24 protein-coding genes are annotated in these 24437 nt (G+C 68.2%); 8 read left to right on the top strand and 16 right to left on the bottom strand.

Annotated elements, in window-relative coordinates; translation table 11 throughout:
• The first annotated feature begins 22 nt into the window (after positions 1–22).
• From A5733_RS18570 to A5733_RS18555, 4 genes are all read left to right on the top strand, one after another.
• Positions 23–889: an NAD(P)-dependent oxidoreductase gene (locus A5733_RS18570; RefSeq protein WP_076241192.1), complete on the top strand. Its 867-nt coding sequence runs from the start codon at positions 23–25 to the stop codon at positions 887–889.
• Between the two features lie 22 nt (positions 890–911).
• Positions 912–1514 (top strand): hypothetical protein, encoded by a 603-nt coding sequence (locus A5733_RS18565; protein WP_076241191.1) that lies wholly within the window; start codon positions 912–914, stop codon positions 1512–1514.
• Positions 1511–2668 (top strand): DUF1116 domain-containing protein, encoded by a 1158-nt coding sequence (locus A5733_RS18560; protein ID WP_083666297.1) that lies wholly within the window; start codon positions 1511–1513, stop codon positions 2666–2668. Before A5733_RS18565 ends, A5733_RS18560 begins: the two co-directional genes overlap by 4 nt.
• Positions 2669–2729: 61 nt before the next feature.
• The gene (locus A5733_RS18555; protein ID WP_076241190.1) at positions 2730–3995 is read left to right on the top strand and encodes a hypothetical protein; all 1266 of its coding nucleotides are present in this window, start codon (positions 2730–2732) and stop codon (positions 3993–3995) included.
• Here the strand turns inward: A5733_RS18555 and A5733_RS18550 are convergent.
• From A5733_RS18550 to A5733_RS18520, 7 genes are read right to left on the bottom strand one after another with little or no spacing between them, the layout of a single operon-like run.
• A complete protein-coding gene (locus A5733_RS18550; RefSeq protein WP_076241189.1) occupies positions 3916–4572 on the bottom strand; it encodes a CPBP family intramembrane glutamic endopeptidase in 657 nt (218 codons plus the stop codon). The two genes, A5733_RS18555 and A5733_RS18550, sit on opposite strands and share 80 nt — an antisense overlap.
• A complete protein-coding gene (locus A5733_RS27565) occupies positions 4569–6281 on the bottom strand; it encodes a dihydroxyacetone kinase subunit DhaK (RefSeq protein WP_076241188.1) in 1713 nt (570 codons plus the stop codon). Before A5733_RS27565 ends, A5733_RS18550 begins: the two co-directional genes overlap by 4 nt.
• 18 nt (positions 6282–6299) lie before the next feature.
• Positions 6300–8027 (bottom strand): alpha/beta-hydrolase family protein, encoded by a 1728-nt coding sequence (locus A5733_RS18540; protein WP_076241187.1) that lies wholly within the window; start codon positions 8025–8027, stop codon positions 6300–6302.
• Positions 8024–10306, bottom strand: a complete 2283-nt coding sequence (gene purL, locus A5733_RS18535; protein WP_198938876.1) for a phosphoribosylformylglycinamidine synthase subunit PurL — start codon at positions 10304–10306, stop codon at positions 8024–8026. Before purL ends, A5733_RS18540 begins: the two co-directional genes overlap by 4 nt.
• 20 nt (positions 10307–10326) lie before the next feature.
• The gene (locus tag A5733_RS18530; protein WP_076241185.1) at positions 10327–11532 is read right to left on the bottom strand and encodes a cation:proton antiporter; all 1206 of its coding nucleotides are present in this window, start codon (positions 11530–11532) and stop codon (positions 10327–10329) included.
• A gap of 21 nt (positions 11533–11553) precedes the next feature.
• Positions 11554–11901 (bottom strand): VOC family protein, encoded by a 348-nt coding sequence (locus A5733_RS18525; RefSeq protein ID WP_067772261.1) that lies wholly within the window; start codon positions 11899–11901, stop codon positions 11554–11556.
• A gap of 15 nt (positions 11902–11916) precedes the next feature.
• A complete protein-coding gene (locus A5733_RS18520; RefSeq protein ID WP_076241184.1) occupies positions 11917–13176 on the bottom strand; it encodes a M18 family aminopeptidase in 1260 nt (419 codons plus the stop codon).
• A 49-nt stretch (positions 13177–13225) separates the two neighbouring features.
• Between A5733_RS18520 and A5733_RS18515 the strand changes: the two genes are divergently transcribed.
• Both A5733_RS18515 and A5733_RS18510 read left to right on the top strand, forming a co-directional pair.
• Entirely contained in the window at positions 13226–14260 is a 1035-nt protein-coding gene (locus A5733_RS18515; RefSeq protein ID WP_076241183.1) for a Dyp-type peroxidase, read from the top strand.
• A complete protein-coding gene (locus tag A5733_RS18510) occupies positions 14257–15054 on the top strand; it encodes a family 1 encapsulin nanocompartment shell protein (RefSeq protein ID WP_076241182.1) in 798 nt (265 codons plus the stop codon). Before A5733_RS18515 ends, A5733_RS18510 begins: the two co-directional genes overlap by 4 nt.
• 93 nt (positions 15055–15147) lie before the next feature.
• On the opposite strand, the gene purQ is transcribed toward A5733_RS18510, so the two are convergent.
• Genes purQ through A5733_RS18495 form a run of 3 tightly spaced genes read right to left on the bottom strand, consistent with a single transcriptional unit; the run spans position 15148 to position 16710 of the window.
• The gene (gene purQ / locus A5733_RS18505; protein ID WP_076241181.1) at positions 15148–15822 is read right to left on the bottom strand and encodes a phosphoribosylformylglycinamidine synthase subunit PurQ; all 675 of its coding nucleotides are present in this window, start codon (positions 15820–15822) and stop codon (positions 15148–15150) included.
• The gene (gene purS, locus A5733_RS18500) at positions 15819–16058 is read right to left on the bottom strand and encodes a phosphoribosylformylglycinamidine synthase subunit PurS (RefSeq protein ID WP_067772320.1); all 240 of its coding nucleotides are present in this window, start codon (positions 16056–16058) and stop codon (positions 15819–15821) included. Before purS ends, purQ begins: the two co-directional genes overlap by 4 nt.
• A gap of 10 nt (positions 16059–16068) precedes the next feature.
• Positions 16069–16710 (bottom strand): ATPase, encoded by a 642-nt coding sequence (locus A5733_RS18495; protein ID WP_076241273.1) that lies wholly within the window; start codon positions 16708–16710, stop codon positions 16069–16071.
• A 46-nt stretch (positions 16711–16756) separates the two neighbouring features.
• Here A5733_RS18495 and A5733_RS18490 point away from each other — a divergent pair, with 46 nt between their 5' ends.
• On the top strand, positions 16757–17395 hold the full coding sequence (locus A5733_RS18490) for an MBL fold metallo-hydrolase (RefSeq protein WP_076241180.1): 639 nt from the start codon (positions 16757–16759) through the stop codon (positions 17393–17395).
• Between the two features lie 21 nt (positions 17396–17416).
• On the opposite strand, the gene A5733_RS18485 is transcribed toward A5733_RS18490, so the two are convergent.
• The 4 genes from A5733_RS18485 to A5733_RS18470 all read right to left on the bottom strand — a co-directional run bounded on the left by A5733_RS18485 (position 17417) and on the right by A5733_RS18470 (position 20941).
• Positions 17417–19087 carry an FAD-binding dehydrogenase gene (locus A5733_RS18485; protein ID WP_076241179.1) on the bottom strand — a complete coding sequence of 557 codons (1671 nt, stop codon included), beginning with the start codon at positions 19085–19087 and terminating at the stop codon, positions 17417–17419.
• A gap of 21 nt (positions 19088–19108) precedes the next feature.
• Positions 19109–19813 carry a DUF2334 domain-containing protein gene (locus A5733_RS18480; protein WP_067772281.1) on the bottom strand — a complete coding sequence of 235 codons (705 nt, stop codon included), beginning with the start codon at positions 19811–19813 and terminating at the stop codon, positions 19109–19111.
• A 74-nt stretch (positions 19814–19887) separates the two neighbouring features.
• Entirely contained in the window at positions 19888–20376 is a 489-nt protein-coding gene (locus tag A5733_RS18475; RefSeq protein WP_076241178.1) for a glutathione peroxidase, read from the bottom strand.
• 10 nt (positions 20377–20386) lie between these two features.
• Positions 20387–20941 (bottom strand): TetR/AcrR family transcriptional regulator, encoded by a 555-nt coding sequence (locus A5733_RS18470; protein ID WP_076241177.1) that lies wholly within the window; start codon positions 20939–20941, stop codon positions 20387–20389.
• Between the two features lie 84 nt (positions 20942–21025).
• Between A5733_RS18470 and A5733_RS18465 the strand changes: the two genes are divergently transcribed.
• On the top strand, positions 21026–21472 hold the full coding sequence (locus tag A5733_RS18465; protein ID WP_076241272.1) for a DoxX family protein: 447 nt from the start codon (positions 21026–21028) through the stop codon (positions 21470–21472).
• Here A5733_RS18465 and A5733_RS18460 read toward each other — a convergent pair.
• Positions 21401–23545, bottom strand: a complete 2145-nt coding sequence (locus tag A5733_RS18460) for a S9 family peptidase (protein ID WP_076241176.1) — start codon at positions 23543–23545, stop codon at positions 21401–21403. The two genes, A5733_RS18465 and A5733_RS18460, sit on opposite strands and share 72 nt — an antisense overlap.
• The gene (locus tag A5733_RS18455) at positions 23542–24429 is read right to left on the bottom strand and encodes a phosphoribosylaminoimidazolesuccinocarboxamide synthase (protein ID WP_076241175.1); all 888 of its coding nucleotides are present in this window, start codon (positions 24427–24429) and stop codon (positions 23542–23544) included. Before A5733_RS18455 ends, A5733_RS18460 begins: the two co-directional genes overlap by 4 nt.
• Between the last annotated feature and the right edge of the window lie 8 nt (positions 24430–24437).

The raw sequence follows: 24437 nt of genomic DNA, 5'->3' as shown, positions 1-24437 counted from the left end.
CCTCATCCGAAAGGAACATCTCATGTCCCCCCTGTCGAAGGTCGTCGTCACCGGCGGGTCCGGTCGCGTCGGCCGCTATGTCGTCGACGAACTGGCGTCCGGATTCGATGTCACCAACGCCGATCTCGCCCAGTCCGAGGCTGCGGTCGATTACACCCAGGTCGATGTCACCGATCTGGACAGCGTCCGTCGCGCCACCAAGGGTGCGGATGCGGTCGTGCATCTGGCCGCCCTCGATTACGACTGGAACGCCGCACCGGAACAGTACATTCGGGTCAACACCATGGGCACCTGGAACGTCCTGCAGGCCGCCGCCGAGAACGAGGTACGCAAAGTCGTGCTGTGCTCCAGCATTTCGGCGTGCGGATTATCCGAGATGCGGCCGGACTGGACGCCGCAGGCGCTGCAGGTCGACGAGCGCCATGAACTTCGCCCGGTGCAGGCATACAGCGTGAGCAAGCAGATCATGGAAACCATGGGCCGCAGCTTCGCCACCGGCAGCCCCATGGACGTGCTGTGCCTGCGCCCGCTGGCGGTGGTGCTGCCGGAGACGATCGCCGAATACACCGCGTTCATCGACAATCCGGAAACCCATTGGCTCTACTACTACGTGCACGCCCGCGATGTGGCGACCGGCTTCCGCAAAGCACTCGAGGCGCGCGACCTGAAGTTCGGCACCTTCTTTCTCAGCGCCGACGACACCTCGCATCCGGAACCGACGCTCGACTGGTACCGGTCCCGGATCGGGGAACTGCCCGAGATCACCAATCCGCGTCTGTTCCAACTCAATCCGCGGGCATCGATCTTCAGCAACCGGCAGGCTCGTGAGCTGCTGGGCTGGGAACCGACCACAGATTTTCTCTCGCTGCGCGCCGAACTCGGCGTCTGAGAACCGCAGAAAGGACTACTCCATGACAAGCACCGTTCTGCCCGGCAAGGTGGACTGGACCGGGGACAACCCCTTCATCTATCTCAAGACCGATCCGACCGGCGACTGGTCCTCCCTGTCGGTGTTCTTCCGGATCACCGCATCCGACCACGGCACCGGCCACCTCACCGCCGTCGTCACCGATCCGTATGACCCCGAACGAGCTTCGGCCCTCGGGCTCACCGACAACGAGCCGCTGGCCCGCTTCCTGATCGAGGACTTCGTCAGCAAGTTCGTGTTGTTCCGGCCCACCAAGGCATTCGAATCGGTCAAGTTGCACACCAACGCCGAGTTCTCCCAAGACATCACCGACACCGCCTGGGTCGAGCGGGCCCGGGACGCCTCCGCCGGTGTCGAGGTGGCCATGCAGTGGGATCAGCTGCAGCCGTCGTTCGCGGTCCATCAACCGGCCGCCGAATCGGGTACCGGGCGCCACGAGATGCTCAGCGTCTTTCTGCCGGCCGGCTCGGCCGTCGTCACGGTGAACGGCACCGCGTTGCCCGGAGCCACCGTGGAGCGCGACTTCTTCGGCGGCCGTGCCCAATCGGCCGCGCTGGCACTGTCGGAAACCTGGGTGCAGGCGTGACCGTCTCAGCCTTGCCCGCCGCGGATGCCGCGGCCGGTGCGGCCATGCTGGCCACCGACCCCCACTGGACCGGGCTGACCCGGGCCGTCGACGTGACCGGAGCCGATCGCCGGTTGTGGCACGCCGGCCCGCCGTTCTCCGACTGGTCCGCGGTTCCCGTCCCGGTTCGTAACTCGCTGGCGCTGGCCTGCATCTACGAAAGCTGGGCGGCCACCCCCGATGAGGCGTGGGCACTGCTGGCGGACGGGTGCGTCGAGTATGCGCCGGCTCAGGACCACGGGCTGGTGGTGCCGTTGGCCGGGGTGATCTCACCGTCGATGGCGCTGCACGTCATCTCCGATCCCGAATCGGGCCGGGTGCGCTACGCCGCGCTCAACGAGGGCATGCAGCACTGCCTGCGGCTGGGCGTTCTCGATCCGGAGATCCCGGAGTTCCACCGCTGGCTCAACGGGCGGTATGCGGCCTGGCTGGCCACCCGACTGGATCCCGCCATCCCGCTGCTGGGTCTGCTCGCCGGATCCCTCAACCACGGAGACGACGGGCACAGCCGCACCCTGGCCGGCTCTCGGCTGTTCGCCGAATGTCTGCTCGATGACACCGCGCCGGACGACATCCGTGAGTTCCTGACCACTTGCGGGGCGTTTGCGCTGAACATCTGGATGGCCACCGCAGCCCTGATTCTCGGTGCCGCCGAGGGTTTCGAACATTCCGGCCTCATCACGCGGGCCGGCGGCAACGGTGTGGATTTCGGCATCCAGCTGGCCGCCCGGCCCGGGCACTGGCAGACCGTGGCGGCCACCGCACCGTCCGGGCCGGTCGAGGCGGCGCATCAGGGCCGCACCGCGGTCGGAGCGATCGGCGATTCGGCGGTGGTGGATCTGCTCGGGCTCGGCGGTCAGTCGCTGCGCAGCGCCCCGGCCGTCACCCAAGCACTGGACGGCTACCTGCCCGCTGACGCCCTCGATCGGCCGCAGCGGCTGCTCCCGCTCACCATGGACTCGGCCGGGGGCTTGCGGACCGGCCTGTCGGCGCACACGGTCTCGGCTGCCGGAGTGAGCCCGCTGGTGCTGTTGGGCATGATCTCCGACACCGGCCACGGCCGTATCGGTGGTGGCGTCTATCAGCCGCCACCGGAGGTGTTCTCGCTCAGCTGAGGTCGAGGTCGGCTCTACTATCGTCGGATGCGAGGGATTCAGCGGCCGAAAACACTGGCCGATGCCTAAGCGCGCAGTGCCCGCGAGCGTGGAGCAGCCCGCGGCCTTTCCGCCTGCCCTCCCGGCATGGCGCGCGGTCGGGTTGTCCCTCGCGCCGATCTGCGCCGTGGCGTTCCACGGTGTGGCCGCACTGTGCGCCGCATCCATTGCGGCCGTGTTGATCTTCGCGTTCGCCCGGCTGCGCCGGAACGCGCCGAGTGCGGTGTCGACGGGTGATCTGGTCGCCGCCACCGTCGGTCCGGCCGCCGGTCGGTTCACCAGCCTGATCCAGCTGGCGGCCTACGTGTTGTTGGGTGTGGGCGCGGCACTGAGTCTGGCGCTGCAACCGTTGACCGGGGCACCCGATCTGGAGACCGCGCTGGCCGGTTGGTGGTGGCCCGGATGGTCGGTGGCAGTGGTGGTGATCGCCGGCGCCGTGGTGGCGTACCTGCCGGCCCGTGCAGTAGGTGCGACGGCTGCCGCCCTCGCCGGCGTGGGCCTGCTGGTCTTTGTGTACCTCGCGCTGGCGGTCGTGGCCCGGGTGGCGTCGGGAACCCCTCCGATCCAGGTCGGGTCCACCCACTTCGGATCAGTGCTGTTGGCCACGGCCGCGGCCATCCCGCTCGGTCTGGGTTTGGTGGGCTTCGAGACCGCCACCGTGGTCAGCGGTCGGCTGCGGTCGCCGGCCCGCCCGATGGGCACCGCGGTGGGCGTCGCCGCGCTGAGTGCGCTGGCCCTTCTGGTTGCGGTCAACATCGGCACGACCGGCGGATTCCACACCACTGCCGTGAATCTGTCGTTGGTGATCTCGGAGTTCTTCTCGGATGCGGGCTTCTACTGGTTTTCCGCGGGGGCGTTGTGCCTGGCATCGGCGGCGTTGCTGGTGTTGATGTGGGCGGCCACCCGCGTCGCCGCTCGGTTGTTCGGCCCTGGACCGGAGGTGGCGATGCTGGTTCCGGCGGTGATGTGCGTGCTGGCCGTTGCGTTCTGCCGGTTTCAGGAGCACATCGGCCGGCTACAGACGACGGTCCCGGCACTGTTGCTTCTCGTGGTGTATCTGCTTGTCACCGAGGCGAATTCACGCGTAGCCGGGTCGACGGCGGCTCAGCAGGCGCCCCGGCTGGTCTTGACCGTGGTCACGGTCTGCGTGGTGTTGATCCCGCTGCGCGTCACCGAGTACGCCCTGCCCACGTGGTGGCCGCTGCTGCTCACCGCCGTGATCCTCGCGGTGGCCGCGCTGCTGGCGCGTGTCGGTAGGCCAGAACCGCCAGCGCACCCGCTTCGTTGATCGCCAGATGCGCCAGTATCGGCGCGGCCAGACTGGCCGAGCGTTGGGTGAGCCGGCCGAACACCCATCCCGCCACGCCGGTGGCGAGCACGGTGGGGATCACCGGTTCCCCGGCGGCCCGGGCGTCGGCGATGTGGGACAACCCGAACGCGGTGGCCTGCAGCATCTGACCGCCCGACGGGCCGAAGGCGTCGGCACCGACCGTGGCGAGTGCGGCCCGGAACGTGGCTTCTTCCGGCCAGACCGTTCCCAGTGGAATACGCAGCGCCAACCACCGACCAGGCGCTTCGGGAAGGGGCTTACGCCGCATCTCGGTGCGGACGACGGGCACCGCGGAGCTCGCGGCCACCCCGGCGGTCACCGCGGCGGCGCTCGCCAGGCCAAGCCGCAGGCCTGACCACAAGGCCGGGGGGCGTAACCCGGGACGGGCCCCGGTCCGAAGCAGCAGCGCACTGCCGAGCACCGCCCGCACCAGCGGTTGCCAGCGCGACGGCAGCCGCGGATCGACCACGCCGTTCCACGCCACCACCGCCGTCGCCAGCCCCAGGGCGCGCAGCTGTGCGCGGCGTCGGTTCATGCGCCGGCTGCCGGCCCGGTCAGCTCGGCGATGATCCGGCGGCACTCCGGTGCGGCCTCGGGGTCCAGATCTGACGCGATGAGCGCGATCAACAACGCGATACCCACCGCTCCGGCGTCGGGACTACCGACGGCCCGCTCGCCGACGTAGCTGGCCCGGCCGAAGCGGGCGCGCATCTGTGCCGTGCCCGCAGCGCCGTCGGCCGCGCCGCGGACCACGTCGACCAGACTGTGCCCACCGGCCCGGCCGGCGCCGTCCAGCGCGTCGAGCATCGTCCGGTCTCCGGGCTGCGCCCCACCGGCGCGCTGCACCGACTGCATTCCGCGGGCCACCCCGCGCGAAAGCGCGGCAGCGTGTTCGGAGGGGTCCACCGACGCCGTCTCCTCGGCGATGGCGTCGAGCACCAGTCCGATCAGGGGGCCGCTCGATCCACCGACGGTGTCGAGGAAGCTGCGGGCCAGCCGCGTCAGTCCGGGTTGCGCTGACGAAAGACGACGGGCGTTGCGCACTCCGGCCACCAGGTTGTCCCCGAAATCGCCGTCACCGGCACGCTGGTCCAGATCGGTCAGCCTCGCATGGGCTCGCTCCACGGCCTCGCCCACCGAGCGCAGGAAAGGGTCGTCATCGTCGTCGGCAACCGGGTCGGCCGAGGCCGGAGCCTGCGATTCGGCGGAAGCGAACGTCGACATGGGCGGCCATCCCGGTACCGCGATCTCGTGTCGCCACAGCTGCGCCCGCTGATCGTCCGAGCGGGTCACGGTGAGCGAGAATCCCCGCATGTCGAGGGCCGAGATGTAGGTGCCCACCAGCGCGCCGTCGATGACAATGCCGCGCGCACTGAGCAATTGGTCGACGATCGCGGTGATCGCGCCGAGCTCCAGTGCGGTCGTCGCACCGAGCCCGTTCACCAGCACGAGCACCCGGTCGGTGCCGGCGGGCAACGCGTCGAGCAACGCGGTCACCATCTTTTCCACGAGATCTTCGAGACCCGCCAACCGGGTCGAATCCTGTGCCGGCTCGCCATGGATTCCGATGCCGTACTCGAGGGTCCCCTCGGCGATGTCGAAGGCCGCGCGGCGCGTCGCGAACGACGTATGGGATCCCGACGCGACGGCCAGGCTGCGGCTCTCGCTGACCACGCGGTCACCGAAGTTCTTGAGCTGCGCCAGGTCTGCCCCGGTGTCGGCCAGCGCGCCGAGCAACTTCTCCACGATGACGGTGGCGCCGGTGCCCCGTCGGCCGGTGCCGGTCTCGTCGTTCTCGGTGGCCAGGTCGTCGTCGACGAGGACGCGTTCGGTCGCAATGCCTTCGGCGGCCAACCGCTCGGCGGCGATGCCGAAGTGGATCCGGTCGCCGGTGTAGTTCTTCACCACGTGCAACACCCCGCCGTCCCCGGCGACGCGGCGCGAGGCCTCGTAGATCTGCCGGTTGTGCGGGCTGGCGAACACCCGGCCCGGCACGGCGGCGTCGAGCCCGCCACGACCGACGAAACCGGCGTGCATGGGTTCGTGGCCGCTGCCGCCGCCGGATACCAGCCCGACCTGCCGACGCGGATCGCGGTGGCGGGCATACACGTACAACGGGTCGGTGTTGAGGGCGAGAATGTCGGCGTTCGCGCTGCAATAGCCCTGCAGCGCAGTCAATTCGACGTCGCCGTCCGGCAAGAACAGCCGCGTCGGCTCAGCCTCCGGGTTCGGGCTCGCGTTCATCGCTTCCCTTTCATGCCGTCAGTTCTCAGGCCCGTCTTCGCCCGCAGTCTTGTCCAGCGCCACCCGGATCCGCTCGGTGTCAGCCGGTGTCCAGCCCTCCGGTGGGGCCACCGCGGCCCAACCGTCGAGCATCGAGTGGCCGTAGTTGTGGCCGTGCCCGGCCGGCACGCTCGAGGCGTTGGTGATGTCGGCGGCCACCTGCCAGAAGGTGATGATGGGGTACCAGCGCATGGAAGCGGTGCGGTCGGTGCCGGGCGCTTCGACCAACCAATCCGGTTCGGAGAACAGCAGATCCGTCGACCACCAGACGATCGGGTCCGACGGGTGCTGCAGGAACAGCACCCGGGTGCCTTCCCACGGGCCTGCGGTGTCCTCGGCGATCTCGGCGGCGTCGGCGGCCTCGGAGAACCGCACGGTGCGGCCGTTGTCGTAACGCGGACGCACCTGCGGGGTGCCCGGGTCGCGGCGCACGGTCAACCCGTTCCACAGCGGGCTGGCGTTGGGCGGGCCCACCCACAGCACCGAGGAGAAACCCATCCGCGAGATGTCGGGAAGCCAGTCGAATGCGCCCTGACCGGCCATCGACCCCAGGCTCTCGCCGTACAGCACAAGCTTGGGCCGGCGCTCCGGCGGCAATTCTTCCCAACGCGCCTGGATCGCGTCGATCATCATCCGGCCGTTGTCCATCGACTTCTGCCGGTCGCCCATGAACGAAATCCAGCTCGGCAGATAGGAATACTGCATGCCGACCATCGCGGTGTCACCGTTGTACATCAGCTCCAACGCGCGCGCGGCCACCGGATTGACCCAGCCGGTGCCGGTGGTCGGGACGATGACCAACAGCTTGCGGTCGAAGGCGTGGGTGCGCTCAAGTTCACTGAGCAGCACCGCGATCCGCTGCTCGTCCGTGTCGGCGGTGTGCAGACCGGCGTACACGCGGATGGGCTCTTTGGCGGGTTCACCGTTGACTGCTTCGAGTTCGGCGGCGCGGGGGCCGGTGGCCACGAAATTGCGACCTTGAAATCCGAGCGAATCCCACGGCGCGAATGATGCTGGGCTGCCCGATCTTTGGGGTTCGGTCGGCTGGTTGACGCCCTCACGGGTGGTGGAGTTCTGCGGCTGGAACACCCGACTGGCCCCGGCCAGGAATCCGCGGTAGAGCACGCCGTTGACCAGCGTGATGACCAGCACCACCACGATCGCGGTGCCGATGAACTGGGCCACCTCCCGATGCAGCCGCCAGCGCCGGATGAAGAACCGGGCCAGCAGTCGCACCGCGTCGCGCAGCACCCGCGCGGTGCCGATCAGCGCAGCGGCCACCGCAGCGGTGATGATCAAGGTCCGCATGTAGCCGAGGGTGGCCGGCCCTTCGATACCCATCAGCGCCGAGACCTGGCGCTGCCAGGCCGCGGCCGGGATCAACATCAGCACGCAGGCCGCGGCCGAGCCGGTGATGACCAAGGCCTTGACCCAGTACAGCACCCGCTTCTGCGGGGGCCACCAGGTGCGTCGCGCCAACACAAAGCGGTACAACGCTTTTCCGAGCAGGACTCCGATGCCGTAACCGATGGCGAGGTTGATGCCACCGATGAGACCGGCGAACAGCCAATCCCGCGGCAGCAGCGACGGAGTCAGCGACAGGCAGAAGAACAGGGCGCCGACGGCGATGCCGGTGAAGTCCAACCGCACCAGGCTCCAGGCCCAGCGCAGCAGAGGATGACGTGCGTCGAGGGTCTCGGCCGTCACCCGAACAGCCCGGGCAGCACGCCCTCCGACGTGCTCCGAAGCTCCGCAAGGGTGATGCTGAACTGGCCCTGGACCTCGACCGAGTCGCTACCTTGGTCGACCACGCCGACCCGGGTCACCGGCAGGTTTCTGGCCTCACACATCGACCGGAACCGGCTTTCCTCGGTGCGTGGCACCGCGACGAGCACCCGGCCCGACGATTCGGAGAACAGGAAGACGAAGGGATCGATGCCTTCGGGCAGGTCCTCGGGAAGGATGATGCGGCAACCGGTTTCACCGGCCAGCGCCGCCTCCACCACGGCCTGGATCAGCCCGCCCTCGCTCAAGTCGTGGGCCGCCGAGATCAGCCCGTCACGCGAGGCCGCAGTCAGCACCTCGGCCAGCAGCTTCTCGCGCTCCAGGTCCACCTTCGGCGGCACCCCGCCGAGGTGATCGCCGGTGACCTGGGCCCAGACCGATCCGTCGAACTCGTCGTGGGTGTCGCCGAGCAGCAGCAGGGTCTCCCCCGGTTCGGTGCCCAGGCCGGTGGGGATGCGTCGCTTCACATCGTCGATCACGCCGAGCACCCCGACCACCGGGGTGGGCAGGATCGCGGTGGACCCGGTCTGGTTGTAGAAGCTGACGTTGCCGCCGGTGACCGGAATGCCAAGGGCCGCACAACCATCGGCCAAACCGCGGACGGCCTGGCTGAACTGCCACATCACGCCGGGATCCTCGGGCGAGCCGAAGTTCAGGCAGTTGGTCACCGCCACGGGCGTGGCCCCGGTGACCGCGACGTTGCGGTAGGCCTCGGCCAGCGCCAGCTGCGCACCGGTGTACGGGTCGAGCTGGGTGTAGCGGCCCGAGGCGTCGGTGGACACCGCGATGCCGCGGCCGGTGGTCTCGTCGATGCGCAGCACCCCGCCGTCGGCATGCTCGGCCAGCACGGTGTTGCCGCGCACGTAGCGGTCGTACTGCTCGGTGATGAACGCCCGGCTGCACAGGTGCGGGCTGCCGATCAGCGCCAGCAACGTGGCCTTGAGCTCGTCACCGGTCGCGGGGCGGGGCAGTTTGGCCGAGGTGTCGGCGACGAGGGCGTCCTGGGTGTCGGGGCGGGCCACCGGGCGCTCGTAGACCGGGCCTTCGTGCGCCACGGTGCGCGGCGGCACGTCGACCACGGTCTCGCCGTGCCAGGTGATCTGCAGCCGGTCGCCGTCGGTGACCTCACCGATCACGGTGGCCAGCACGTCCCACTTGCGGCACACCGCCATGAACTTCTCGACGTTCTCCGGCGTGACCACGGCGCACATGCGTTCCTGCGATTCGCTGGAGAGCACCTCGGCCGGGGTCATGTCGGCTGCGCGCAGCGGCACCCGGTCCAGCTCGATGTGCATGCCGCCGTCACCGGCGGACGCGAGTTCGGAAGTGGCACAGGATAATCCGGCGCCGCCGAGGTCCTGGATCCCGACCACCAGGCCGGCTGCGTAGAGCTCGAGGCAACACTCGATGAGCACCTTCTCGGTGAACGGGTCGCCCACCTGAACACTCGGCAGTTTCTTACGGCCCGCGCCGGACTCGTCGCCGCTGAAGGTGTCGCTCGCCAACACGGACACCCCACCGATGCCGTCGAGGCCGGTGCGGGCACCGAACAGGATGATCTTGTTGCCGGTGCCCGAGGCGAACGCCAGGTGCAGGTCTTCCTTGCGCAGCGCGCCCACGCACAGCGCGTTGACCAAAGGGTTGCCGGCGTAGGAGGGATCGAAGATCGTCTCGCCGCCGATGTTGGGCAGGCCCAGCGAGTTGCCGTAACCGCCGATGCCGCGCACCACACCGTCGAGCACGCGGCGGGTGTCGGGAGCGTCGGCCGCACCGAAGCGCAGCTGATCCATCACCGCCACCGGCCGGGCACCCATCGCCATGATGTCGCGGACGATGCCGCCGACGCCGGTGGCCGCGCCCTGGTAGGGCTCGACGTAGGACGGGTGGTTGTGGGATTCGACCTTGAAGGTGACCGCCCAGCCGTCGCCGATGTCGACGACGCCGGCGTTCTCCCCGATGCCGGCCAGCATGCCGGCGCGCATCGCCTCGGTGGTGGTCTCACCGAAGTAGCGCAGATGCACCTTCGAGGACTTGTAGGAGCAGTGCTCGCTCCACATCACCGAGTACATGGCCAACTCGGCGTCAGTCGGGCGGCGGCCAAGGATCTCCCGAATGCGCTGGTACTCGTCGTCCTTGAGACCGAGTTCGCGGTAAGGCTGGGGCTGATCGGGGGTGGCGGCTGCCCGCTGCACCGTGTCCATAGCGTGGGTGAGCTCAGACGTCACGACCCCAGTTTAGTGGTTGCTCGCGTGTAGGCGCGGGCAGCCGCTGGTGCGCCCACTCCGTGCAGCACGACACTGCCGAGAACCGCCACCACCAGCACCTGCGCCACGGTGTGCTCGGCCACCCCTTCCAGGGCGTTGAACGCCAGCAACCCGAACACGATCGAGGCGGTGCCGCGCGGGCCGAGCCACCCCAGCAACAGCCGTTCCCGCCAGCTCACCGGCGAGCCCAGCATGGCCACCAGCACCGGCAGGATGCGCACCACGGTCAGCGCCAGCAGGCAGAACACCACGGTGGCCACCGACACCCCCGACCCGAGTGCCAGCACGGCGGTCAGGCCGAACACGAACCACATGATCGCGGCGAGCAGGAAGCCCACGTCGTCGACGAGTTCGAGCTCAGCGGAGAAGGTGGTCGAGGAGCGCAGATAGTTGAACGCGATGCCGCAGACGAATGCCGAGACGAAGCCGTTGCCGTCGACGAGGAGGCTGGCGCCGAAGGCCAGCAGCGGTGCCGCGACCAGGATCACCCGCTTGGCCTGATCGGTCATCAAGTTGTGACGCTGGGCGTGGTTGGCCGCGACGGCCAGGGCCGCGCCCACCACGACCCCGACCAGGATCGCCTTGACGGCTTCGGGGACCGCCGAGGCCAACGCGTCGACCGGTGTCTCGATGTGCCGGTCGTCGGCGGCAAGCACCACGGCGAAGATGAAAATGGGTGAGATGATGCCGTCGTTGTAGCCGGCCTCGACGTTGAGCAGATCGCGGACCCGTTCGGGTAGCCGCGCGTCGCGCAGCAGCGTCGACGTCGGCGCGAAATCGATCGGCACCACGATGCAGGCGATCACCAGCAGCACCGCCCAGGACAGCCCGGGTAGCAGCCAGATGCCGATCAGCACCGAGCACGCCAGCCCGATCGGCAAGGCGATGAACAGCAGCCGAAGCGCCGAGCGCGGATCGGCGCCCAGAAACCCGCCTCGCACATCGGTGGCGTCGACGAACAGCAGGACCGCCAGGATGATCTCGGCGACGTGCTGGGCGCTGTCGGCGTTCAGGGTGTCGGCCACCCCGCTTTGCATGAAGCCGACCGCCACGCCGGCCAGCACCAACACCATCGGCGCGGTCAATCGGAGCCGGGCCAGACCTCTCGACAACAGCGACCATCCGGCGAGTACGACCGATACCGCGATGAGCGAGAGCAGCACGGCGGTGATCTTTCCAAAGTCCTACCCGGAGCCGATGCAGAACGCGTTGCCCTCGGGGTCGGCGAGAACCACCCAGCTGAAGTCATCGCCCATGCTGTGTCGTTCCGTCTCGCTGGCCCCGAGACTCACGAGCCGGGCCACCTCGGCTTCCGCGTCCGCCGCCGCGAGGTCGAGGTGGACGCGATTCTTACCCGGCGTCGGCGCCGCGACTTTCTGAAACCCCAGCCGCAGCCCGCCGGGCAGTACCGCCATCACGAATTCGCCTGGCGCCAAGGCGGTCACGTCCCCACCGAGGGCCTGCGCCCACCAGCGGGCCAGCGCATCGGGGTCGGTGCAGTCAAAAGTGATCATTTCCACGGACAGTGCCATGGCGCCGACCCTAGATCAGGCCGGTGACAAGAACCCCTGCAATGCCGCCGAGTACGCGGCAACGTCGCGCGCACCCATGAACTCGCGGGCCGAATGCATGGCCAGCTGCGCCGCGCCGACGTCGACCGTCGGAATTCCGGTGCGCGCCGACGTCATCGGCCCGATGGTCGAGCCACACGGCAGATCGGCGCGATGCTCGTAGCGCTGCAACGGCACCCCGGCCTGATCGCAGGCCAGCGCGAAGGCCGCGGCCGTCCGACCGTCGGTGGCGTAGCGCAGATTGGGTTGCACCTTGAGCACGGGTCCGGCGTTGACCGCGATCTGGTGGCCGGGCTCGTGACGGTCCGGGTAGTTCGGGTGCGTCGCGTGCGCCATGTCGCCCGACGCCACCATCGATCCGGCGGTGCGGCGCAGGAAGGTCTCCCGGTCGCCGCCGGCGGCCAGGACGATGCGCTCCAGCACCGTCGGTAGCAGCTCGGACTGGGCGCCGTGGTCCGACGTCGAGCCGACCTCCTCGTGGTCGAACAGCGCCAGCACGGGCACGTGGGTATCGCTTTCGGCCGCCAACAACGCCTCCAACCCGGCGTAGCAGGTGGCCTGGTTGTCCAACCGGGGTGCGCTGACGAACTCGCCACCGGCCCCGGTGATCGCCGCCGGCGTCAGGTCGTGCGTCATCAGGTCGAATCCCAACACGTCGGCCTCGGCCACCCCGGCCCGCTCGGCGACGAACCCGAGGAACGACCGGGGCCGTTCCCCGAGGCCCCACACGGCGTTGACGTGGCGCTGCGGGTCGGGGCTGACGCCCTTGCGATCCTCGGACAGGTGGATGGCCAGCTGCGGCACCCGCAGGATCGGATCGTCGACCCGCACCAGCACCTGCTCGATCGCCGAGCCGCGGCGTACCGACAGCCGGCCGCTGATCCCCAGGTCACGGTCCAGCCATGAGTTGAGCCAGGCCCCGCCGTAGGGCTGCAGCGCCACCACCTGCCAGCCCGCCACGACGCGGTCCGGGTGTTGTTTGACCCGCAGGTTGGGACTGTCGGTGTGGCCGCCGACGATCCGGAACGGGGCAGCCGGGTCGGCCCCCTCGGCGTTCCAGGCCACCAGCGAGCCGGCTCGCACCGTGAAGAACTTTCCCGTGCCCGGCCAGGCGTCGGTCTCGGCCAGTTCGGTGTATCCCGCGCCGCGCAGCCGCTGCGCGGCGGTGGCACACACATGGAACGGCGACGGCGAGGCGTTGACGAACTCACACAGACTCTGGGCGCTAGCTGCCATATCTCTATCTTGACCGGGAATTGTGGGCGCGCCACGCTAGGGTCGGTTTGTGACCGCACCTCAGCCCCAGCCGGTTTTGGCGCCGCTGACGCCGGCTGCCGTGTTCCTGGTCGCGACGATCGACGACGGCGGCGAGGCGACGGTGCACGACGCGCTGGCCGACGTTTCAGGTCTGGTGCGCGCCATCGGCTTCCGTGATCCCACCAAGCGCCTGTCGGCAATCGTCTCGATCGGCTCCGACGCCTGGGACCGGTTGTTCTCCGGGCCACGCCCCGCCGAGCTGCATCCGTTCATCCCGTTGGACGGCCCGCGTCACCGGGCCCCGGCCACTCCCGGTGATCTGCTGTTCCACCTGCGGGCGGAGTCGATGGATGTGTGTTTCGAGCTGGCCACGAAGTTCGCCGACGCGATGGCCAGCGCCGTCACGATCGTCGACGAGGTGCACGGCTTCAAGTTCTTCGACAACCGCGACCTGATGGGCTTCGTCGACGGCACCGAGAATCCCGACGGTCCGGTGGCCGTCAATGCCAGCCAGATCGGTGCCGAGGACCCGGATTTCACCGGTGGCTGTTACGTGCACGTGCAGAAGTACGTGCACGACATGGGTTCGTGGAACTCGCTGTCCACCGAGGAGCAGGAGCGGGTGATCGGCCGCACCAAACTCGACGACATCGAGCTCGACGATGCGGTCAAGCCGGCCAATTCCCATGTGGCGCTGAATGTGATCGAAGACGACGAGGGCAACGAGCTCAAGATCATCCGGCACAACATGCCGTTCGGCGAGATCGGCAAGGGTGAATTCGGCACGTACTACATCGGCTACTCCCGCACCCCGGCGGTGACCGAGCGGATGCTGACCAACATGTTCATCGGTGACCCGCCGGGAAACACCGACCGCATCCTGGACTTCTCCACCGCGCTCACCGGCGGTCTGTTCTTCACCCCAACGATCGATTTTCTGGATGATCCACCGCCGCTGCCGTCGTCGGACGCGGCGTACGAAGCGGCAGAAGAAGTTTCATCGGATCAGGGCCACCGTGACGGCTCGCTCGGCATCGGCAGTCTGAAAGGAATCCCGCAATGAACAACCTTTACCGCGAGCTCGCCCCGATCACCGAGTCCGCCTGGGCCGAGATCGAACTCGAGGCCAGCCGGACCTTCAAGCGCCACATCGCCGGCCGGCGCGTGGTCGATGTCAGCGAGCCCGGCGGCCCGGTCACCGCGGCAATCAGCACCGGGCACCTGCTCGACGTCAGCCCGCCGGGTGACGGTGTGGTGGCCCACCTGCGTGAGGCCCGGCCGCTGGTGCGGCTGCGGGTGCCGTTCACGGTGTCGCGCACTGCAATTGACGACGTCGAGCGCGGCGCACAGGACTCCGACTGGGATCCGGTCAAGGACGCCGCCAAGAAGCTGGCCTTCGTCGAGGACCGGGCGATCTTCGAGGGCTACCCGGCAGCCTCGATCGAGGGCATCCGCAACTCCAGCTCCAACCCCGCGCTGGCCCTGCCCGACGATGCCCGCGAGATTCCCGACGTGATCGCCCAAGCACTTTCGGAGCTTCGGCTGGCCGGTGTCGACGGGCCGTACTCGGTGCTGCTCTCGGCCGAGACCTACACCAAGGTCAGCGAGACCACCGCGCACGGTTATCCGATCCGCGAGCACCTGAGCCGGCTCGTCGACGGGGAGATCATCTGGGCGCCGGCGATCGACGGTGCGTTCGTGTTGTCCACCCGCGGTGGTGATTTCGATCTGCAGCTGGGCACCGACGTGTCGATCGGCTACCTGTCCCACGACGCCGAGACCGTGCAGCTGTACCTGCAGGAGACCTTGACGTTCCTGGCCTACACCGCCGAGGCGTCAGTCGCCCTGACGGCCTGAGCCCCCCTTGCCCCGCGCGCGTGCGTGTCTGCTGCGCGACACGCCGCTCGCGGGCCACGTTATGAGCACGCTCGCGGTGCCGGGAGGCAGAAGCTAAACCGAGAGAACCGCGTCCAGCGCGGAGTAGAACAGGCCGAGCCCGTCATCGGACGGTCCGGTCAACGCCTCGGTGGCGTGTTCGGGGTGTGGCATCAGGCCGACGACGCGCCGGTTTTCCGAGCACACACCGGCGATACCACGCATCGAGCCGTTGAGGTTCTCGCGGTAGCGGAAGACGACGCGGTCCTCGGCCTCGAGCTCGTCGAGCACGGCCTCGGAGGCCACGTAGCGACCCTCCCCCGACTTGAGCGGGATGAGCAGATCGGCACCGACCTCGTACCGGGTGGTCCAGGCCGTGGTGTTCGAGGCCACCTCCAGCCACGTGTCACGACAGATGAAGTGCAGGCCGGCGTTGCGGGTCAGCGCGCCGGGCAGCAGCCCCGCCTCGCACAGCACCTGGAAGCCGTTGCAGATGCCGAGCACGGGCATGCCCTTGCCGGCCGCGTCGATGACAGAGCCCATGACGGGGGCGAACTTCGCGATCGCACCGCAGCGCAGGTAGTCGCCGTAGGAGAAACCGCCGGGGACGACGACCGCGTCCACGCCCTTCAGATCGGCATCGGCGTGCCAGAGGTTGACCGCCTCGGCGCCGGCCAGCCGGACCGCGCGGACCGCATCGACGTCGTCGAGCGTTCCGGGGAAGGTGATCACCCCGATGCGGGTGCTCACGAGTCCTCCCGGCTCACCGAGAACTCCTCGATCACGGTGTTGGCCAGCAACGATTCAGCGATCTCGGCGAGCGTTTCGTCGGCTACGGACTCGTCGACCTCGAGCTCGAAACGCTTACCCTGCCGGACGTCCGAGATACCGTCATGTCCGAGCCGACCGAGTGCCCCGACGATCGCCTGACCCTGCGGGTCGAGGATCTCCGCCTTGGGCATGACGTGCACAACCACCTTTGCCACGGCGCACACTCTACCGGCACGACCCGATGTAAGCCGTGCACAGTGGTTCCGCGAGCGCATCGAGCACCACTTCGTCCGATGGCGCCGACCACGCAACCCGTGGCGGTGTGATCGACCACATAGCCAGTTCGACGATGGTGCTGTTGCGTGAATCAGCCAGCAGGTATTGATGCAGCACCCGCTTACCGTCGAGAGTGAGCACCGCGGCCAGCTGTCCCGGCTGGTCGGTGGTGATCGAGGTGGTCATTCCGGGGACCCGGCAACCGCGCAGCGCCGAGGCGGCGCCCTGCACGACCGCCAGTGCAGTCTGACCACCCAGCCACGTCTCCCCGCGCCAGTGGATCACCTGCACCCTCAGCTGCCAGTCTCCGGCGGGGCGCCCGACATCGGCGCGGGCCGCGACGGCGTAGCTACGCGGGTCGCCGGGCACCGGTGACACGGCGCAGTCCTCGGCGAAGCGGAAGCGCGGTGCGTCGGCGGTCACGGCCACTCCGGCCAGCCCGGGCCAGCGGTATTCGCGGTACAGCGGCAGCTGCGAGGAGGCCACCCACGCCGAATCCGGGATGCGGTCACACAGCGGCGGGCAGTCGGCGCTGGGCTCCGGCCAAGCCGAAGGCGGCGCTGCGGCCAGCCCGCAGAGCACGAGCGACATTGTCGCGATCACCCGCCAGATCCCCACCGAGCGTCACAATATAGGTATGCAGCTCACGCATTTCGGACATTCGTGCCTATTGGCCAGCATTTCGGACACCACCGTGCTGTTCGATCCGGGCAACTTCTCGCACGGCTTCGAAGGCATCACCGGCTTGTCGGCCATCCTGATCACCCATCAGCATCCCGACCATGTCGATACCGCCCGATTGCCCGCGCTCATCGATGCCAATCCGCAGGCGGCGTTGTACGCCGATCCGCAGACCGCCGCACAGTTGGGCGAGCCTTGGCGTGCAGTGCATCCGGGCGACGCCTTCCAGATCGGTTCGCTCAACGTGCGCGGCACCGGCGGCACGCATGCCGTGATCCACCCGGAACTTCCTGTGATCGACAACATTTCGTACCTGGTGGGCGACGACGAGCATCCAGCGCGGCTCATGCACCCCGGTGACGCGTTGTTCGTCCCCGACGAACCGGTCGATGTGCTCGCCACCCCGGCTGCGGCTCCGTGGATGAAAATCTCTGAGGCCGTTGACTTTCTGCGGGCGGTAGCCCCGGCCCGGGCGGTGCCGATCCACCAGGGCATCGTCGCGCCCGACGCTCGCGGCATCTACTACGGGCGACTGGCCGAGATGACGAACACCGACTTCCAGGTCCTCACCGAGGAAAACGGCACCGACTTCTAGGCCGGTTTCTGACCCAGCGCCTCAGGCGATATCGCCTGCCGCCCCTCGGCCGGCGGCTCGTCCGGAGAAGATGCAGCCGCCGAGGAAGGTGCCTTCCAGGGACCGGTACCCGTGCACCCCGCCCCCGCCGAAGCCGGCCGCCTCGCCTGCGGCGTACAGGCCCGAGAACGCACTCCCGTCCTCTTTCAGGACGCGCGAGCTGAGGTCGGTTTCCAACCCGCCCAGGGACTTTCGGGTGAGGATGTGCAGTTTGACGGCGATCAGCGGTCCGGCTTTCGGATCCGTGAGACGGTGGGGGGCGACGACGCGGCTGAACCGGTCACCGAGGTAGTTGCGGGCCGCCCGGATCGCGGTGACCTGGCCGTCCTTGGTGAACCTGTTGTCCACCTCACGATCCCGCGCGGTGACCTCGGCTGCCACCGTGGCGTAGTCCAGTGGGACCACGTCGGGCACGTCGTTCATCGCCGTCACCAACTCGCGAAGCGAACGCGCGCTGACGAAGTCGACGCCACGGTCGATGAAGGCCTGCACGGGCGCCGGCGCACCGGGGCGTACCCGCGCCAGCACGTCGCGGACACTGCGCGAGGTGAGGTCCGGGTTCTGCTCCTGCCCCGACAGCGCGAACTCCTTGGCGATGATGCGCGCGTCGAGGATGAACCAGGTGTAGTCCTGCCCGGTGCGGCAGATGTGTTCGAGGGTGCCCAGGGTGTCGAACCCGGGATACAGCGGACCGGGAAGCCGTCTGCCGTTGGCGTCCAACCACAATGACGACGGGCCCGGCAGGATACGGATCCCGTGGTCTGGCCAGATCGGGTCGTAGTTGGTGATGCCCTCGGTGTAGTGCCACATCCGGTCACTGTTGACGACGTGCGCTCCTGCGGCCTCCGAGATACCGATCATTCGGCCGTCGACGTGCGCGGGCACGCCGCTGAGCAATTGCTCGGGCACCCGGCCCATCCGCGGCGGCCAGTTCTTGCGTACCAGCTCATGATTGCCGCCGATGCCGCCGCTGGCCACGATCACCGCCGAAGCGCGGAACTCGAAGTCCCCGACGACGTTTCGCGACGACGGCGCACCACGGGGCGCGTCGGAAGGTTCCAGCACCGAACCACGTACCCCGACGACGGCGCCGTCGGAGACGATGAGCTCGTCGACGCGGTGGCGGTGCACGAACCGCACCCGAGCCTCGTCCGCCAGGCGGCGGGCGAAGATGTCGACCAACGCCGGGCCGGTGCCCCAGGTGATGTGGAATCGCGGCACCGAGTTCCCATGGCCCAGCGCGCCGTAACCGCCACGCTCGGCCCACCCGACCAACGGGAAGATCTTCAGGCCCCGCGCGCGCAGCCAACTTCGTTTCTCGCCGGCCGCGAAATCCACGTAGGCGTGCGCCCATTCCCGCGGCCAGTGGTCCTCGGGCCGGTCGAAACCTGCAGTACCCAGCCAGTCCTGCAAGGCCAGTTCCTGACTGTCGTGGATACCGAGCCGGCGTTGTTCGGGACTGTCGACGAAGAACAGGCCGCCGAACGACCAGTACGCCTGCCCGCCGACGTTGGCGGCGTTCTCCTGGTCGAGGATCAGCACCCTGCGGCTGCGGCCGGTACTCCCGGCTCCGCCGGGGTGCTCGACCAGTTCGCATGCGGCGACCAATCCGGCCAGACCCGCACCCACGACAATGACATCGGCGTCTGCCATGAGACGCAAGACTAGCGCGACTCAGGCAGCCTCGGTCAGTACTGGGAATCCTCGCCACTGGTAGACCGTGGGCACGCAGCGGTGTAGCAAAGCCAGGTCGATCGCGTCGAGCATCGCCTGCCGAGGACCGGGCTTGCGCAGGTGCCGCGCAGCAACCGCGACACGGACCGTCCCCGCGCGCCGCGCGATCCGTTCGGCCGAGAGCACGACGGTGCGACACCACCATGGCTCGGACAGAAATCCTTCGCCGATTCCCACCACCCGAGCCCGCGTCGTGGTGTGACGAACCAGGTCGGTGATGCCGCCCAGGTCGGCGAGCAGACGAAAGCCGTTGCGGGGCAACACTGCGACCGTGCCCTCCGAGACGTTCCAACCGGGAGCGGCGAACAGTCGGGTGCGCAGGCCCAGATGTTCAAGTACCCGGTCGGCACCCATCAGCCGCAGATTGGCCTCGTGGGCGGGCAAAGACGCGAACTCACCGCGGCGCTTCTTCGTCGCCGCCTCGTCGTAGCCGTGCAGGACGACGGCGTCGCCGCCGCTACGGCGGCCGGTCAGCCACTCGACGGTGGCCGCATCACGGTCCAGGCGGTAGCCGCCCTTGAGCCGCGGGGCCACCATCAGGGAGGCGGGAACGCCACGGGCGTCGAGCTCGGCACAGAACGACGCGACATCGGCCAGCGTGCGGTCGCTGATCTGCGATATCGAGACGATGAGTTGTCCGGTCACGCCGCCAGTGTGGCAACGTCACATGTCGGGACGGTGTCGAACACCCGGACGGCGGGTGTCGATTCAGCCAGAGATCAGGCCGGCAGGACCGCTTCGATGGCCGCCACCACCTCGGGAGCATCCGGCTCGGTACGGGGACGGAACCGGTTGACCACCGTCCCGTCCGCGGCGAGCAGGAACTTCTCGAAGTTCCACTGGATGTCCCCGGCTTCCCCGTCCGCGTCGGTGGCCTGGGTGAGTTCGGTGTAGAGCGGGTGGCGGTCAGCACCGTTGACGTCGGACTTGGCCAGCAGCGGGAACGTCACCCCGTAGGTGGTCGAGCAGAAGGTCTGGATCTCCTCGGCGGTGCCGGGTTCCTGTCCCATGAACTGGTTGCACGGCACCCCGACAACGGTCAGCCCACGCGCGGCGTAATCCTGGGCGAGCTTCTCCAGCGCGGTGTACTGCGGCGTCAGGCCACATTTGGAGGCCACGTTGACCACCAGTGCGGCACCGGGCGCCAACTCGGCCAGCGTGGTCTGCGTGCCGTCAAGAGTGGTCAGTGGAATGTCGTTGAGGCTCATCGACCCGACGCTACCGGACCTGCTCGTCGAACAGGATCGTGGCCAGTCGCTGCACCTGGGCGATCGGGTCGCCTCCGGTGTCGATCGCGTCGTTGAGCCACAGCATCGAAAAGCCGTGCACCAGAGACCAAGCCGCCAGTGCGGCACCCACCGGGTCGTCGACGGCCTTCGGGTCGGCCAGGGTCCCGACGCCCCGGTTGAGTTCAGCCCCGGCGGCCGAGGAAGCGGCGACCAGGTCCGGGTCGGTGTCGTCGTAGAGGGATTTGTCGAACATCACCTCGTAGTGGCCGGGGTGGTCGAGGGCGAAGCGCACGTAGGCCTTGGCGGCATCGATGAACTGCGGCCGGGCGTCGGTCAGGGCCGCAGCCAGCAGCTCGAACCCTTCGGTGGCCAGCGCGGTGAACAGCCCGCGCCGGTCGGTGAAGTGGTGCGCGGGCGCGGCATGCGAAACCCCTGCCGCGCGGGCAAGTTCGCGCAGTGAGATCCCGTCGGCACCCCGCTCGGCCACCAGCGTCGCGGCCTGCTGCAAGATCACGGTCTTCAGATCGCCGTGGTGATAGCCCATGCGGGCCATCGTAGTCCGAGATCTTGACATCGACTAGATCTAGCGTAGCGTGTGGATCTAGACACTGACAAGATGGGAGTGGCGATGGCCGTCTTTCTGACGTTGATCCTCGGCAGCGTGGCAGGCCGGGTGATCGGCCTGCTCGGCGTGGACTGTCTCGACAGTTGGCCCGCCGCAATCGCGGTCGGGCTGGCGGCGATGTTCGTCATGACCGGCGTCGCCCACTTCGTCAATCCGCTGCGGCGCGACATGATCGCGATCGTGCCGCCCGCCCTCCCCGCGCCGGGGCTGCTGGTGACCGTCACCGGCGTTCTCGAGTTGGCCGGTGCCGTCGGCCTGCTCTACCCGCCGACCCGGGTGGCAGCGGCGGTGTGCCTGTTCGTGTTGATGCTGGCCATGTTTCCGGCAAATGTGTATGCGGCCCGGATGCCGAACCCACCGAAGTCGATGACCTCGCGGCTAAGTGCTCGGACCGCCGAAGAGGCTGTCTACCTGGCCGCGGCCGTAGTTGTCGCGGTCGGCGGCAGCTAGCAACCAGGCGTACTGGAAGGCGGCTTCCTTCCACCGCTCGTAGCGGCCAGACAGTCCGCCGTGACCGGCCACCATCTCCGTCTTGAGCAGCACGGGATGACCGTCGGTCTTCGTATGGCGCAGCGCAGCAACCCATTTGGCCGGCTCGACATAGTAGACCCGGGTGTCGTTGAGCGAGGTCATCGCCAGGATGGCCGGATAATCCTGCGCCGTCACGTTCTCATAGGGCGTGTAGGACTTCATGTATCGGTACACCTCGGGGTCCTCCAAGGGATTTCCCCATTCGTCCCACTCGGTCACGGTCAGTGGCAAGGACGGGTCCAGGATGGTCGTCAACGCGTCGACGAACGGCACCTGGGCCAGGATTCCGGCGAACAACTCCGGGGCCATGTTGGCCACCGCACCCATCAGCAGGCCGCCGGCGCTGCCGCCGAGGGCCACCAGATTCTGCGGCCGGGTCAACCCGCTGTCGATGAGATGGCGTGCCACCGCGATGAAATCGGTGAACGTGTTGGTCTTCTCCAGCAGCTTGCCGTGCTCGTACCAGGGCCGGCCCAGCTCCCCGCCTCCGCGCACATGCGCGATGGCGAACACCATTCCCCGGTCCAGCAAGGAGAGCCGGGCGATCGAGAACCGCGGGTCTTCACACGACTCGTAGGCCCCATAGCCGTACAGCAGTGCAGGCGCCGGGAACTGCAGCCCGGCCCGGTGGATGATCGAGATCGGGATTCGCGCCCCATCGGGGGCGGTCGCCCAATCCCGGCGCTCCACATAGTCTTCCGGCCGGTAGCCGCCCAGCACCGGTTGCTCGCGCAGCAACGTGCGTTCCCCGGTGGCCAGATCCAGGTCGTAGATCCGGGCCGGGGTGACGAACGAGGTGGCGCCGATCCGCAGCTTGGGTGTGGACCAGTTCGGGTTACCGCCCATCCCGGCGGCGGTCAACTCGGAATCGAAGGTCAGCTCTTCGCGGCTTCCGTAACCCTCCGCGGTCAGCCGCCACAACGCCATCTTCGGCAATGCCTCACTGCGGTAACTGATCACCAGGAACCCGTCGAAGGCGTCGACGCCGTCCAACCGCACATCTGCACGATGCTCGATCAGGGGACGGAAATCGCTCGGGTCACTGACCGGAGCGTCCACCAGCATGAAGTTCTCCGCACCGTCGTTGTGCAGGATCAGGAACCGATCCTCACCGCCCACCACGGCGTGTTCCACGGAGTACTCGACCAGGTCACGGCGACCCCACACCGTGGTGAGCTCGGCGGTCGGATCGTTGGCGTCGACGTAGTGCACCTCGGCGGTGACGGCGCTACCCGAGGCTACGAACAGGTACTTGTCACTGCGGCTACGCCCGATCGCGACCCAGAACCGTTCGTCGGGTTCGTGATACACCTTCTCCGCCGGCAGGCCGGAACCCAGCCGGTGCCGCCACACGGTGTCGGGCCGCCAGGCCGCGTCCACCGTGGTGTAGTACAGCGTGCGGCTGTCGGCCGCCCAGGTGCCACCGGCGCCGATTCCGGCGATGGTATCGTCGTACAGCTCGCCGGTACGTAAGTCCTTGAACTTCAAGGTGTATCGCTCGTCGCCCAAGACGTCGACCGAGAAGGCCAGGATGTTGCCGTCCAGGCTGACCGTGGCCGCACCGAGCGAGAAGTACTCGTGGCCGTCGGCCTCCGCGTTCTCGTCGAGCAACACCTGCTCACCGGGAATCTCGGTGTCCTCGTCGAGCGTGGGCGGGGTCCAGTCGTCGGGATCACCGATCGGGCACCGGCAGTGCACCGCGTACTGCTTGCCCTCGAAGCTTCGGGCGTAGTACCACCAGCCATTGCGGCGCATCGGCACCGACAGATCGGTTTCCTTGGTCCGGGCCTTGATCTCGTCGAAGATCTTCTGGCGCAACGGCTCCAGATGCGCGGTGGCGTCCTCGGTGTAGGCGTTCTCGGCCTCCAGGTGCGCGATCACCTCGGGGTCGTCCTTGTCGCGCAGCCAGTCGTAGGGGTCGATGAACACGTCACCGTGATGCTCGCGACGGTGGTTGCCGCGCTTGGCGGTGGGCGGTTTCACGTCGCTCATGCGCCGATCCAATCGTCGAACCGCAGACCGGAAATCCGTTCGTAGGCCTCGATGTAACGGTCCCGGGTGGCCGTCACGATCTCCTCGGGCAGCCGCGGCGGCGGGGTATCGCCATGGCGGTCCCAACCGGATTCCGGCCCGGTGAGCCAGTTGCGGACGAACTGCTTGTCGAAGCTGTCCTGAACCACACCCGGCTGATAAGACTCGGCGCGCCAGTACCGGGAGGAGTCCGGGGTGAACACCTCGTCGGCGAGCACCACGGTGCCGTCCGCGTCGACGCCGAACTCGAACTTGGTGTCGGCGATGATGATGCCCTTGGTCAACGCGTGGTCGGCGCCCTGGATGTAGATCTGCAGCGTGCGGTCCTTCAACTGGCCGGCCAGCTCCGGCCCCACCAGGTCGGTGACCTGAGCCAACGAGATGTTCTCGTCGTGGTCCCCGAGGTCGGCCTTGGTGGCCGGGGTGAACAGCGGCTCGTCGAACTTGCTCGCCTCCCCCAGGCCGGACGGCAGCGGAATCCCACACACCGTCCCCGAGGCCTGGTAGTCGAGCAGGCCGGACCCGGTCAGATAGCCACGCGCCACACATTCCACCGGCAACATCTTGAGCTTGCGCACCACCAGCGCACGGCCCAGCACCTCGGCCGGGATGCGCTCGTCTTCCGGCGGCCCGGCCAGGTGATTGGGCGCGTCGATCAGATCGAAGAAGAACACGCTCATCGCGGTCAGGATCCGGCCCTTGTCCGGGATCTCCGAGTCCAGGACGTAGTCGTATGCCGAAATGCGGTCGGTCGCCACGAAGAGCAGATGGTCGTCGTCGATGCGGTACAACTCGCGGACTTTGCCGCTGGCCAGGTGCTGGTAGTCGGACAGAGCGGGGCGCATTGGACCAG

Origin of the sequence: Mycobacterium sp. NS-7484 (assembly GCF_001953975.1) — a bacterium.
Lineage (GTDB): Bacteria > Actinomycetota > Actinomycetes > Mycobacteriales > Mycobacteriaceae > Mycobacterium.
This window is presented reverse-complemented; position numbering and strand designations above follow the sequence as displayed.